The following is a 12,780-nucleotide window of genomic DNA, read 5'->3' on the forward strand; positions in this document are numbered from 1 at the left end:
GTCAGTCCCCCTGGCAAAGAATCAAATTTTATATTCACTCTTTATAAACTTCTCCAATGCCGGCAGTGAGCGTTCCACTTTTTCTGTGTCGATGCAATAGGCCATTCGGAAATAGCCCGGACACCCGAAACTATCGCCCGGAACCAGAATCAAATCATATTTTAATGCCTTCTGACAGAATACTTTAGCATCTTCCTCAAGCGCCTTTGGGAAAATATAGAATGTCCCGCCCGGTTTCACACAGGTAATTCCCAATTCTACTAATTTGTTATAAATCAAGTTCATATTTGTTTCATAAACAGACATATCACTCGTTAAATCCACAACTTCGGAAACAGCAAGTTGAATAATGGAAGGCGGGCAGTTATGTCCTATGCCCCTTGAAATCTGTCCGCACATACTGACAATTAGGTCAGAATCTATGCAGGCAGGATTTACCGCAATATAGCCAATCCGTTCCCCCGGCAGTGAAAGGGATTTAGAATAGGAGTAACAGGATAGTGTGTTGTCATAATAGTTTGACACATAAGGAGCTTCTACCCCTTCAAATACAATCTCCCTGTATGGTTCATCAGAGATAATAAAAATTTCATGTCCGTATTCTTGTTCCTTTTTGCGAAGAAGATCTGATAGTTTTTGAATGGTTGCCGTTGAATAGATCACTCCCGATGGATTGTTTGGAGAGTTAATCAAAACGGCAGATACTTTCTCCGTCAACATTTCTTCGAACAAAGAAAAGTTTACCTGAAAATCTTCTGAATTGGGAGGAACTACTTTCAGTACCGCATCTGTTATATCTATATATGGATGGTATTCTGGGAAAAATGGAGCAAATGTCAGAACTTCGTCCCCAGGTTGTGTTACGCAGCGTACTGCATGGGCAATTGCTCCCGCAGCACCACTTGTCATAAAAATATGATTCTCAGTGTAATTCATATGAAACCGGCGATTCAATGATTGGGCTATTTTTTTTCTGACAGAAGGAATTCCTAAACTAGGACTATAGCCGTGAAGTTCTGCAGGACTTTTACTGGTCAACAAATCCATCATCGTCTTCGTAAATTCTTTCGGAACGGGGACAGATGGATTTCCCAAACTGTAATCAAATACATTCTCATAACCTATTTCTTCACCGCGGGCTGCGGCAAATTCAGCTAGTTCTCTAATAATAGATTTACCTTTTAACATATTCTTGTATTGTTCTGAAATCATTCTTCTCCTCCTAGTTTGTTAAGCCTTTTTCATATAGTTATTTTAATCCATAAATTGACTTTACGACCAGAAAATCAATATTTCAAGAGATTCTCCAAAATACTTTTGCAAAAGCCCTAATTAGAGAAAAAGAGACCCGCCCAGGAAGCAATCTGCTTTTGAGTTGGTCTCTATGTGCCAATAGAATCCCCGTGGCATCGGTGGCTTCTTATTGAATTTTTTCCAAGTGACGGACAATTTGTCCATAATGCCCCAAAAAATGCTTAACAATTAAGTGGTCGACTAAAAATGATAACGGTTTTCCGTCAAAGTTTGGATTATAACTTGGAGCTGTTTTCACTAGATCCTCTTCTTTAACTTTTACAAGTGCTTCTTCTACTTTAGGGACTAAGTTTTGTAATGCATTTATGGCATCATCTTTATTTATACGGGATACAATCTCTTCATTTACTGCAGCTAAACGACGCACATGTTCATGATTACGTCCCCATTTTGCTCCTGGAACTACCAACAGTGCTTCCAAATCTGCAACCCAAAAATCTACAGCTTCTAAAATATGAGAAACAATTTGCATTGCTGACCATTCATTTTCAGAAGGTTTCACATAAAGTGTCTCCTCTTCCGTATTTTTCAATATTGCTACAATATCCTCAATACCCTTTTTAAACAATTCCAATTTTTCATTTAGTACCGCTGTTGTCATAGATATGTCCTCCTTCAATTAGGTAAAAAATGTTCAGAATATACGGTTGCAAAGAAAATGCGCTAGAGTTAGCTCTAACGCGTTTTTCTTTGCGAAAAGTTGTAAATTAGCTATCTACACGCTGATAATTCTTATTGAAATAGCCATATAGGAAATCAACATTGTGGTAATCCGTTGGTTTGTGCTGCTCGAAAAGACGGTCACGAAGCAGGATGGTAAGCGGATCCACTGCGTGAATCGTTTCGCCCCATTTCCGAGCCGATCTTTGAACCATTGAAGCACGTGGAATTCGAACTTCCTGGTATGTTTTAAAGGCTTCTTCGTAAGAATTATGTCTTTTTAGTTCTTCTCCCAGTACGAACGCATCTTCAAGTGCTTGAACGCCGCCTTGAGCTAAATATTGAAGCATAGCATGACCAGAATCACCTAATAATGTAATTTTGCCTTTTGTCCAATTTACGATAGGTTCACGGTCAAACATTTGCCAGCGGAATTGGCGGTTAATGTAATTTAATGCATTTTGCACTTTTGGATGACTATTTTCAAAACGACGTGCCATTTCTTCTGGTGTTCCCCAGTCTTCCACTGTAGCATCATATGATTTAAATACTACTACCTGATTATAAAGCTCACCACGGCGAACTGGGTATTGTACCATGTGAAGGTTTGGTCCAATCCACATGATTACATCATCTAAGTCTAAGTTTGTGCCATGAGCTATTTCTTCAATTGGAATGGCCCCACGGTAAGCTACATACGCTGAGTTTACTGGTTCATCATCAATAAACAGTTTGCGAAGCTTTGATTTTATCCCATCTGCACCAATAACTGCCTCTGCGCTAAACGTTTCACCATTTTGGTTGACAACAGTTACGGTATCACCATTTTGTTCGGCAGTTTGAATACATTGGTTTGTAAAAAATTGAATATTACCGCGTTTTTGGCATGCTTCGTAAAGGACTCTGTGCAAGTCAGAGCGATGCAATACGATATAGGGTTGGCCGTATTCTTTTTGGAAAGCTTCCCCTAAGTCTAGAGTTGCTAATTCTTTTGCAGTATACACATCTTTTAGTACAAGACGTTTTGGGAACACCGCATATTTCACAATTTCCTCCTTTACACCCAGCCGGTCTAAAACTTCTAACGCGTTTGGTGCCAACTGAATCCCTGCACCTATTTCCCCAAATTCAGGTGCCTGCTCAAAAACTGCGATTGATTTTCCAGTTTCCTGGATTGATAGAGCTGCTGCTAAACCGCCGATTCCTCCACCGACGATAATGATGTCGCTTACATTAGCCATTGAAAATTACCCCCAATCAAGTTGTTACTTTCTATAAATAGAGAACAGTGTTCCTGATAAGTAAACTTTAAATCATTTTTCACTATTTCGTCAATACAAAAGTTGAAAAATTTAGAAACTTCTAATCCTTACTTCTATATTAAAGTCCAATCAAACTAGTTATTTTTCTGAAAGCATATTTTTCTGAAAACAAATAATATTGACAATCCTTAAAAGTTGAATTATATTTTTTATAAATAGTGAACAAAGTTTACAATTGGTGGAAACGAGGAGGATAATAATGAAACTTATAAATTTTACAGCCGCAGGGCATACACGTGCAGGGGCAATCGTTGATAATAAAGTGATCGACTTAAACTATGCTTATCAAGCACAGTTAAAAGCAGAAGGAAAATACCGATACGAAGCGATCGCAAAAGCATATGTACCAAATAATACAGATGAGTTATACCAAGGTGGTAAGGAATCACTGAAACTAGCAGAAAGTGCCGTTGATTTCATTTTAGCTAATCCTGAAAGCTTTGATAAAAAAGTGGTTTACAATCTCGATGATGTTAAAGTAGAAGCACCTGTGCAGCGTCCAGGCAAAATTATTTGCGTTGGTCACAACTACCGAGAGCACATTTTAGAAATGGGCAGGGAAATCCCTTCGAACCCAGTTATCTTTGCGAAATTTGCTAATACCATCTTAGGACCAGAGGACGCTATCCCCCACTATCCAATTTCTGACCAGCTTGACTATGAAGCAGAGTTTACTTTTGTTGTAGGAAAACAAGCTCGCAATGTTTCCGAAGAGGATGCATTAGACTATGTAGCAGGTTATACCATTACAAATGACGTAACCTATCGTGATATTCAACGTCGCACTCTTCAATGGCTGCAAGGAAAAACAGTAGAAGGCAGTGCACCAATGGGACCATATTTAGTAACTGCCGATGAAATACCTAATCCATCCGGCTTAGATGTTGTCTTAAAAGTAAATGGTGAAGTACGTCAAAAAACGAATACTGCCAATCTAGTATTCACCGTTCAAAAATTAGTAGCTTTCTTATCAAATTTAATGACGTTAGAGCCAGGCGATGTTGTATTAACAGGAACTCCTGGGGGCGTTGGAGTTGCGATGAATCCTCCGCAATTCTTAAAAGATGGGGATGTAGTTCGGATCGAAATCGATCAAATTGGCGCTCTTGAAAATAAGGTAAAGGCAACAGAAGTGGTAGCCACTGTTTAATTAGAAGATACAAAAGGGTTGAGTAGCATACACGCTACTCCCCTTTTCCCTATATATTTGAATAGTAGAGGAGAATGTGAAATGGCTGAAGTAAATCAAGAAGTTCAGGAATTTATGAAAAGTTCAATTGTAACCGATTACACAAAAGATATTCAACAATACAACTTAGGACCTCTTTGGGAAGCAATTCCAGCAATTATGCACAAAACGCCAAAGCCTCAAGCACAAGCTTATCTTTGGAGCGATGAATTAATCAAAAAGAAAATGGCTGAAGCAACTCAAATCTTCACACCAGAACGCGGCGGTGAACGTCGTGCGATATATTTCCAAAATCCTGGTTTAACATATCGTGAACCTTGGGGATGGGGATCTACAACTCAAACGATTTATGCTGCGGTACAAATGTTATTGCCTGGTGAAAAAGCTCCATCTCACCGTCACTCACAAAGTGCATTACGCTTCATTTCTGAAGGATCGGGTGCATACACGATCGTACAGGGTGAGCGTATTTTCATGGAGGAAGGCGACTTTTTAATTACGCCAAAGAACTTATGGCATGGGCATGCACATTTGGGTACAGAGCCTATGTATTGGATGGATGCCTTAGATATTCCGACTATTTATTCAATCGGCGGTACATTCTTTGAACCTTATGAAGATGGCCTGCAACAACCAGATATTCCAGATAATTTTACAGAGAGACGTTATCGCGGCGGCATGGTACGTCCTGTTGGTGATGATAAGTTCACGGTTGCACCACTTGCTAATTATAAATGGGATCGCACTGTAGAAGGAATTAAAGGCCTGATGGAATTCGATCCAAATCCACACCATGGATATGCAGTTGAATACATTAACCCCTCTACAGGTAAATCTGCTAACCCGACACTTGGCACTAGAATGCAGCATTTGCCAAAAGGTTTCCAAACAAAGGCATTACGTCATACACACTCAACTGTATACCAAGTACACAAGGGTGAAGGTTTCACAGTAATTGACGGCATTCGCTTCGATTGGAAAAAAGGCGATTACTTCGTTGTTCCTAACTGGGCTTGGTATGAACACTCTGCATCAGAAGACTCTTACCTATTCTCAGTTAACGATTTACCGATTATGAACCGCTTCGACTTAGAACAAGAGCAATCATTTGAGGAAAATAACGGCCACCAAAAAATTACTGGTGAATTTAAAGCAGACTTCCGTTAATAGATTAGGCATGGTTAAATAAGGGTAGAACTAAGATTCTTTCAATTCAAAGTAAGAATAAGAGACCATCTCAGGTCGCCGTAATGATGGCTTTTGAGATGGTCTTTTTTATCAGCTATTATAGTTTCTTATCAAAATCATTTTAAAACCTATTTGGTTGTTTGACCAAATGCTTGGTCCACATACTGACAAGTACAAACACAAGAAGTGATACAACGATAGGGATTGTTACACTATTCATACCAAATAAATTAATATGGAAGTGATAAATATAAACATACGAAACAAGTCCGACAATCATCGAAGTAATCGCTCCGTATTTATTGGCACCTTTCCAATAAAGACCTAACACCACGACCCATAAAAATGCCGATTCTAGCCCGCCAAATGCAAATAAGTTTAGCCAAATTAATAGATTTGGCGGATTTAATGCAAATAACACAACGGCAATTCCGACAACTGTTGTCACAATAAAGCTCATACGTTTAATATCAGCATCTTTTGCACTTGGTTTAATAAAATTTAAATATACATCTTTTACAAGCGTCGAGCTTACTAAAATTAATAAGGCGTTTACCGTTGACATAATGGCTGCCATTGGTGCAGCTAATACAATTCCAGCAAGAACAGGCGGTAAAATATCGAGCGTTAATGTTGGCATCACTTTATCGCCAATTTCAATCCCTGGAATCACCGCACGTCCGAATACTCCAATTAAATGCATCCCAAACATAATGGTCCCAATCCCAATGGTTCCAATAATGATTGCCCGATGCATTCCTTTTGAATCTTTATAGCTCATAGCACGAACGGCAATTTGCGGCAAGCCAATTACACCGATTCCAATTAAAATCCAGAAGGTTGATACATAAAGCGGTGAAAGGCTTGAATCTGCACCATATGGCGAAACAAGATTTGGATTTTCTGCAACAAGATTTGCCATAATGGCAGAAACCCCGCCTCCTTTAATGGTAACCGCTACAAGGAGAATGACTGTGCCTATAATCATAACGGAACCCTGCAGTGCATCTGTTAATGCAACAGCCGCAAAGCCGCCAATAATTACATATACAAGTACCGCTACGGCAAAGATGAGCAAGGCACCCCGGTAAGGTAACCCAGTTAAGGACTCGATTAATCGTGCTCCACCAACCCATTGCGCTGTCATCGATGCGAATAAAAAAACAAAAATAGCAATTGCAGAAAGCAGCACAATCGCATTGGATTGATAACGAGCTTTTAGGAAGTCAATTAACGTAATTACCTCATATTTACGTGCAATAATCGCAAACTTTTTCCCTAGAATCATCAAGACAAAATACCCTGCAGGTAATTGAGCCATTGCAAGCAGCACCCATCCTAGACCTGTTTGATACGCTACACCAGGACCACCAATAAAGCTTGACGCACTTCCATATGTCGCCATCATGGTCATTGCGAGCAGGAAGCCACCCATTTCACGTCCACCAAGGAAATAATCCGATAGGAACGAGTCTGATTGTCGGACACGCGCATTTGCCCAAAAGCCAATTAAGAAAATAATGACAAGGAATAATGCAAGTGGAATGATTACTTGCCAGTGCATTCTTCATCTTCCTCCTCAAGTGAAACTTCGGAAAAGAAGAATTTCATGACGATGGCGATTAACACTATCATAAAGATTGTACCAGCAATACAGCTATAAAAGAACCATGCCGGAAAACCGAGGATGTATGTATATGTCGTCGGGTCCTGCCTTCCAAGACCGTACGCAAATCCATACCAAATAGCAAAGTTAATTATCACAAGAATGACACCTATCTTTGCTTCTCGGTGTGCAATTCTAAAACGTTTATCTTCCATAAGTTCACACCTTTCCTTACTTTATTTTAAGTTTAATTTACTGAAAGACAAGTATTATATACAATAAACTGCCAACACTAGCATTTTCATCAATGAAACTTGCGATGCCCAACCTATATGTTCCAGTCGGGCAAATAGTATTGCAGACTTTATATAAAAAAGGGGAACCTCAAAAGTTATTTTACTTTGAGGCTCCCCTTTTTATATTACCCTGTTATTTTTGCTTATAGCACCTTACTTAAGAAAGCCTTCGTTCTTTCATGCTGTGGGTCACCGAATAACTGATTCGGTTCATTTTCTTCTACGATATACCCTCCATCCATGAAGATAACACGATCTCCAACTTCACGGGCAAATCCCATTTCATGTGTAACAACTACCATCGTCATTCCTTCTTTAGCAAGCTGCTTCATAACCTCTAAAACATCCCCGACCATTTCCGGGTCAAGTGCAGAAGTCGGTTCGTCAAAGAGCATGATTTTTGGATTCATTGCCAATGCTCTCGCGATGGCAACCCGCTGTTTTTGTCCACCAGATAGCTCACCTGGATAGCTGTTTGCTTTTTCTTTAAGCCCAACCTTTACAAGTAATTCAAGGGCTGTTTTTTCAGCTTGCGCTTTATCAATAGAAAGAATTTTAATAGGTCCTAAAGTGATATTTTCTAAAACGGTTTTATGAGGAAAAAGATTAAATTGTTGGAATACCATTCCAACCTCTTGTCTTACTTTATTGATATTAATTTTGGGGTCCGTGATATTATGTCCGTTTATGACTACCTCACCACCTGAGATCTCTTCTAGGCGATTTAGGCAGCGAAGGAATGTACTCTTACCTGATCCAGAAGGACCAATTACACATATTACTTCTTTTTCCTGTATTTCTGCATTAATATCTTTTAATACCTCTAGATTCCCGAAGGATTTTCTTAAGTTTTTCACTGTAATAATGCTCATCTAACCTGAATCCTCCTTTCAACAAAATTAGCAAGAAGGGTTAACAAATAAATGATGATAAAGTAAATTACACCTACAGCCAGCCAAATCTTAAATGCTTCAAAAGTTGCTGAAGCCTGAATTTGACCCTGCTGTGTTAAATCTGCAATACCGATAACGGATAATAGGGAAGTGTCTTTTAAACTAATAATGGATTGGTTCGTAATGGTAGGCAGCATTCTTCTGAAAGCCTGAGGCAGGACTACGTAGCGCATGGTTTGCGCTCCAGTAAAACCAATCGATCTAGCTGCTTCAGTTTGTCCCTTATCGATCGATTGAATTCCTGCTCTGATAATTTCTGCAAAATATGCCCCTGCGTTAATGGCAACGGTGATGATACCGGCCGTTGTACTGTTCAAGGAAATCAAATGTAGGGAATTCACTCCAAAATAAATAAAAAATAGCTGTACGATGAATGGTGTTCCTCGAATTGCATCAACATACACCTTAGCAATCCAATTCAAGATTTTAATAGGTGCTAGCCTGAACAAGGCCATCACTAGACCAATTAAAAAACCTAGAATAATGGCAATAACAAATATATAAATTGTGACTTGAAGTCCTTTTAATAATATCGGTAAAGATGCAGTAATTACGTCCACTGTTTCATCCCCTTTCAAGAAGAAAGCGCGCTTTTATGCGCGCCTTTTAACTATATTATTCACCAAGATAAGATTTCACAATTTTATCATATGTTCCATCTTTTTTGAGTTCAGCAAGACCTTTATTAATTTTTTCAATTAAATCCTTGTTTTGGCCTTTCAAAACAGCAATTCCATATTGGTCGCCATTTAATCGGTCACCCACAATTTTCAAACCAAGATCCTTTTGAGCAATAGCGTAAGAGATAACTGGGTAGTCTTCAATAAGTGCATCTGCATTTCCATTAGAAACTTCCTGGAACATTGCAGGGCTGTCGTTAAATTGAACAACTTTAATTCCTAGTTTCGATGTATTATCTTGTGCATATTTCGCACCTGTTGTACCTTTTTTAACAGCAACAGTTTTTCCTTTAAGGTCATTAACTGACTTAATAGTTGAATTATCTTTTTTAACAACAACAGTTAAGCCCGCATCAAAATACGGAGTTGAGAAGTCTACTACCTTTTTTCTTTCATCTGTAATGCTCATGCCAGCAATAGCTACATCAAGCTGGTTAGCTTGCATCGCTGGAATAATTCCGCCAAAATCCATTGGATTAAGTTCAATCTTAAAGCCCTGATTTTTCGCAATTGCATTGATCAAATCAATATCGATACCCTTATAATCATTTCCATCTTTATATTCAAATGGAGGGTAAGTGGTATCCACGCCTATTTTATATACCTTTTCACTATCCGCTTTCTCTCCTGTTGTTTCCTTACTTCCGCAAGCTGCGATAAAGATAGTAAGAATTAAAAATAAACTAAATAAACCAAATTTCTTCACTCAAAGCACCCCTATTTTTTAGATTATTTTTAATAGAATAAATATTACTTTATTAATATATCACAAGTATTAAACTTTATTAAAGTATTAATTTTTGGCATTTAAATTCAGCCTATTTAATAAATATAAAAACTCCTCCATACTGATAAGTTTGCAATGCAAATATGTAATTCTATCAATGTAATATGAATATTAGCAAATAGAAAATTCGGAAAAATCTATTATATTTTTATTTTCCGACATTTTAATTAAATTATTTAAATATAACAAACCTCTTAAAAAAGGACAGTTATACTATAGCAAAGAATTTTCGTTCGGAGTAATTGTTATCCCGCCTTAACAAAAAAATCCCCCAAACTAATTAGAATGAGGGCAAATGAGGGAATAACGACCAAAATCATTTTCATTGATAAATCAAGGCAAAATGTCCCCCCATTTCATTTTTTATTTATTATCTTTTATGATGAAGAAACGCTGATCAGGTATACACCGCGTTGCCTAATTAAGTTTAACGAGTTCTTACTTAGTTATCTTCAACTGTGTACGCGTTGAAAACATCGGATAAATCGTACTGTGAATCAAACTCCATAACATTTCCAGAGCAAAATATGCCATCGCCAAACTCGATAATGTAAAGATCCCGCGCAAAAGCTTCTCTCCAATAAATTTCCGGGACCAAGCGACCAACAAAGATATTCCAACACACCATGCAAAAGCACCAGCAGCAAAACCAACAAACAAAATCACCAGCTTATCCATTAACGGCATGCCTGTAATACGAGCTGCAAATCCTCCGCCAATCCCGCCCCAAAACGCAATTCCAAATGGATTGGCAATTGAAAACACAATCCCCGTCAAAAAATCCCGTTGTTCTTTCGTTCCTGATTGATTCAAATCAATGGGTTTACGAGCGTCCAAAAAGGACATCCATGCCATTCGGAGTAAAAAGGCGGCACCAGCAATCCCCAAAATGATTTGTACTGCCAAAAAGTGAAAAACTAATGCCACACCTGTTAGCCCGACAACAGCCCAGAGCAAATCACCTAGTAAAGCTCCAATCTCCACGGAGAACGCTGGCATAAATCCCCTTTTTAATCCCCTTCGTAACGCTTCTGTGTTAACCGCTCCAGGGGCTGCACTGTATACAAATCCAAGAACACAAGCCGTTATAATTAAACTAATCATTCAAACAACCCTTTCCATTGCTCACGCATCCACTCGGCAACTTGAATTTCCGCTTGTTCATCTGATTTTTCAAGTTCCGTAACAAATCTTTTGTAATCAAGAATGTACACAATAATCATCCTTTCAACTTTTAAATTAATTTTAATAAAATAAGCTTCCGATAAAAAAATAATATTATACAAACTGACATAAAAAAAGGTACAATAACTAACAAATATACATGTCAGAGGGAATGCAAATGAATAATACCATTTTTACTTTTAAAGATAATTCCCCAAAATACAAACAAATCTACGAGAAATTTAAATCATTTATTGAACAAGGAGACATTTTGGCGAATGAGCAAATGCCCTCCATCCGGGGGCTTGCTGATTCCTTACATGTAAGCCGTAATACAACATTAATGGCATATGAACAACTTGTTGCTGAAGGGTATATTCGTGGAGAGGGCCGAAAAGGGTATTTGGTAAATGAGTTAGAACCCCTAATATCTCAGGACGCATTAATCTCTCATAATAAAAAGCAAACAGAGTCCAAGAAACCTCCGATAGTGAATTTCAGGGCAGATGCCGTTGATCAAACACATTTCCCACTGAAAATTTGGAGAAGAATTGCCAATCAAGTATTAACATCACAGGATAGTTTTCGATATGGAGAACCATTTGGGGAAATAACCTTGCGCGAACAAATCTCCACGTATTTATTCCAATCACGCGGAGTGAAAACAAATGCAAAAGCAATTATTATCGGAAGTAGTACCCAACAAATGCTTGTATACCTTGGACATATATTGAAGGATGAATTCCAGAGTATTATAGTTGAAGACCCTGGTTACGATGGTGCAAGGGAAGCTTTTCAATTCCATCATTTTATGTTTGAAACTTTGCCAGTTTATGAAACAGGAACTGATCTTTCACAATTAGAACAAACGAGGTCACAGTTAATCTATGTAACCCCCTCCCATCAAAGTCCAATAGGAGTCAGCATGTCCATTCAGCAAAGACAAATGCTTATACATTGGGCTAACAAGATGCATGGATATATTATTGAAGATGATTATGATAGTGAATTTCGCTATACGCAACAACCATTTCCAGCACTTGCTTCCATGGATTCAAAAAAAGTCATTTACCTAGGGAATTTCTCAAAATCCTTTCTTCCAGGAATCCGTCTAAGTTATATGGTGCTACCAGAGGAACTTTTAAACCGTTATAAAAATCAATTTCTTCATTTCGAGAGTACCACTTCACTTCTTAGCCAGCTTACAATGGCTAAATTTATGGAGGAGGGAGAATGGAATCGCCATATTAAACGAATGCGTCTTGTTTATAAGCGAAAAATGCAGTACTTAGTTTCAGAATTAAAGGAACATTTCAAACAAAATATATCCATTATTGGGGAGCAGTCTGGATTGTACGTATTAGTTAAGGTACATCTAAATCGTTCAGAAGAATGGTTAATCGAGCGCGCTTCCATTTATGGGGTTAAAGTGTTTCCTACCTCCATCTATTTCATAAAAAATCATTCCAATGAACCAATTATTAAACTTGGGTTCAGTAATCTTACCAATGATGAAATACAACTAGGAGTGAAGCTTTTAAAAGAAGCTTGGCTATAAAAACACCCCTCCGTCGTAAGTCGAGTCTAACGATTGAGGGGCGTTCCAGTTATTTAATTAAAT

Annotated in this window: 12 protein-coding genes; 3 read left to right on the forward strand and 9 right to left on the reverse strand. The window is 38.2% G+C overall.

Translation table 11 applies throughout. The annotated features are described in order from the left end of the window. Window positions 1-21: 21 nt before the first annotated feature. The 3 genes from E2K98_RS20905 to E2K98_RS20915 form a co-directional block, all read right to left on the reverse strand. Window positions 22-1,212: a pyridoxal phosphate-dependent aminotransferase gene (locus E2K98_RS20905; RefSeq protein WP_133337551.1), complete on the reverse strand. Its 1,191-nt coding sequence runs from the start codon at window positions 1,210-1,212 to the stop codon at window positions 22-24. 208 nt (window positions 1,213-1,420) lie between these two features. Continuing rightward, window positions 1,421-1,915 carry a DinB family protein gene (locus E2K98_RS20910; RefSeq protein ID WP_133337553.1) on the reverse strand — a complete coding sequence of 165 codons (495 nt, stop codon included), beginning with the start codon at window positions 1,913-1,915 and terminating at the stop codon, window positions 1,421-1,423. A 106-nt stretch (window positions 1,916-2,021) separates the two neighbouring features. After that, complete coding sequence (locus E2K98_RS20915) at window positions 2,022-3,215, reverse strand: FAD-dependent monooxygenase (protein WP_133337555.1); 1,194 nt, start codon at window positions 3,213-3,215, stop codon at window positions 2,022-2,024. 280 nt (window positions 3,216-3,495) lie between these two features. Between E2K98_RS20915 and E2K98_RS20920 the strand changes: the two genes are divergently transcribed. After that, window positions 3,496-4,446, forward strand: a complete 951-nt coding sequence (locus E2K98_RS20920) for a fumarylacetoacetate hydrolase family protein (protein WP_133337557.1) — start codon at window positions 3,496-3,498, stop codon at window positions 4,444-4,446. Between the two features lie 81 nt (window positions 4,447-4,527). Beyond that, the gene (locus E2K98_RS20925; protein WP_133337559.1) at window positions 4,528-5,652 is read left to right on the forward strand and encodes a cupin domain-containing protein; all 1,125 of its coding nucleotides are present in this window, start codon (window positions 4,528-4,530) and stop codon (window positions 5,650-5,652) included. Between the two features lie 142 nt (window positions 5,653-5,794). On the opposite strand, the gene panF is transcribed toward E2K98_RS20925, so the two are convergent. The 6 genes from panF to E2K98_RS20955 form a co-directional block, all read right to left on the reverse strand. Then, window positions 5,795-7,237 carry a sodium/pantothenate symporter gene (gene panF, locus E2K98_RS20930; RefSeq protein ID WP_133337561.1) on the reverse strand — a complete coding sequence of 481 codons (1,443 nt, stop codon included), beginning with the start codon at window positions 7,235-7,237 and terminating at the stop codon, window positions 5,795-5,797. After that, window positions 7,222-7,494: a YhdT family protein gene (locus E2K98_RS20935; RefSeq protein ID WP_133337563.1), complete on the reverse strand. Its 273-nt coding sequence runs from the start codon at window positions 7,492-7,494 to the stop codon at window positions 7,222-7,224. The genes panF and E2K98_RS20935 overlap by 16 nt, the downstream gene beginning before the upstream one ends. A gap of 224 nt (window positions 7,495-7,718) precedes the next feature. Next, on the reverse strand, window positions 7,719-8,447 hold the full coding sequence (locus E2K98_RS20940) for an amino acid ABC transporter ATP-binding protein (protein ID WP_133337565.1): 729 nt from the start codon (window positions 8,445-8,447) through the stop codon (window positions 7,719-7,721). Next, window positions 8,444-9,088, reverse strand: a complete 645-nt coding sequence (locus E2K98_RS20945) for an amino acid ABC transporter permease (RefSeq protein WP_026573918.1) — start codon at window positions 9,086-9,088, stop codon at window positions 8,444-8,446. Before E2K98_RS20945 ends, E2K98_RS20940 begins: the two co-directional genes overlap by 4 nt. A 55-nt stretch (window positions 9,089-9,143) precedes the next feature. Further along, window positions 9,144-9,914, reverse strand: coding sequence for a transporter substrate-binding domain-containing protein (locus tag E2K98_RS20950; protein WP_133337567.1), 771 nt, complete (start codon window positions 9,912-9,914; stop codon window positions 9,144-9,146). A 519-nt stretch (window positions 9,915-10,433) separates the two neighbouring features. Continuing rightward, complete coding sequence (locus tag E2K98_RS20955) at window positions 10,434-11,099, reverse strand: LysE family transporter (protein WP_133337569.1); 666 nt, start codon at window positions 11,097-11,099, stop codon at window positions 10,434-10,436. 238 nt (window positions 11,100-11,337) lie between these two features. Here E2K98_RS20955 and pdxR point away from each other — a divergent pair, with 238 nt between their 5' ends. After that, window positions 11,338-12,717, forward strand: a complete 1,380-nt coding sequence (gene pdxR / locus E2K98_RS20965) for a MocR-like pyridoxine biosynthesis transcription factor PdxR (RefSeq protein ID WP_133337571.1) — start codon at window positions 11,338-11,340, stop codon at window positions 12,715-12,717. The last annotated feature ends 63 nt before the right edge of the window (window positions 12,718-12,780 follow it).

Source organism: Bacillus salipaludis, assembly GCF_004358205.1.

Coding starts and splice junctions, on each gene's coding strand:
- pdxR (WP_133337571.1), top strand. CDS start 11,338: ATGAATAATACCATTTTTACTTTTAAAGATAATTCCCCAAAATACAAA.
- E2K98_RS20905 (WP_133337551.1), bottom strand. CDS start 1,212: ATGATTTCAGAACAATACAAGAATATGTTAAAAGGTAAATCTATTATT.
- E2K98_RS20940 (WP_133337565.1), bottom strand. CDS start 8,447: ATGAGCATTATTACAGTGAAAAACTTAAGAAAATCCTTCGGGAATCTA.
- E2K98_RS20925 (WP_133337559.1), top strand. CDS start 4,528: ATGGCTGAAGTAAATCAAGAAGTTCAGGAATTTATGAAAAGTTCAATT.
- E2K98_RS20955 (WP_133337569.1), bottom strand. CDS start 11,099: ATGATTAGTTTAATTATAACGGCTTGTGTTCTTGGATTTGTATACAGT.
- E2K98_RS20935 (WP_133337563.1), bottom strand. CDS start 7,494: ATGGAAGATAAACGTTTTAGAATTGCACACCGAGAAGCAAAGATAGGT.
- E2K98_RS20910 (WP_133337553.1), bottom strand. CDS start 1,915: ATGACAACAGCGGTACTAAATGAAAAATTGGAATTGTTTAAAAAGGGT.
- panF (WP_133337561.1), bottom strand. CDS start 7,237: ATGCACTGGCAAGTAATCATTCCACTTGCATTATTCCTTGTCATTATT.
- E2K98_RS20920 (WP_133337557.1), top strand. CDS start 3,496: ATGAAACTTATAAATTTTACAGCCGCAGGGCATACACGTGCAGGGGCA.
- E2K98_RS20915 (WP_133337555.1), bottom strand. CDS start 3,215: ATGGCTAATGTAAGCGACATCATTATCGTCGGTGGAGGAATCGGCGGT.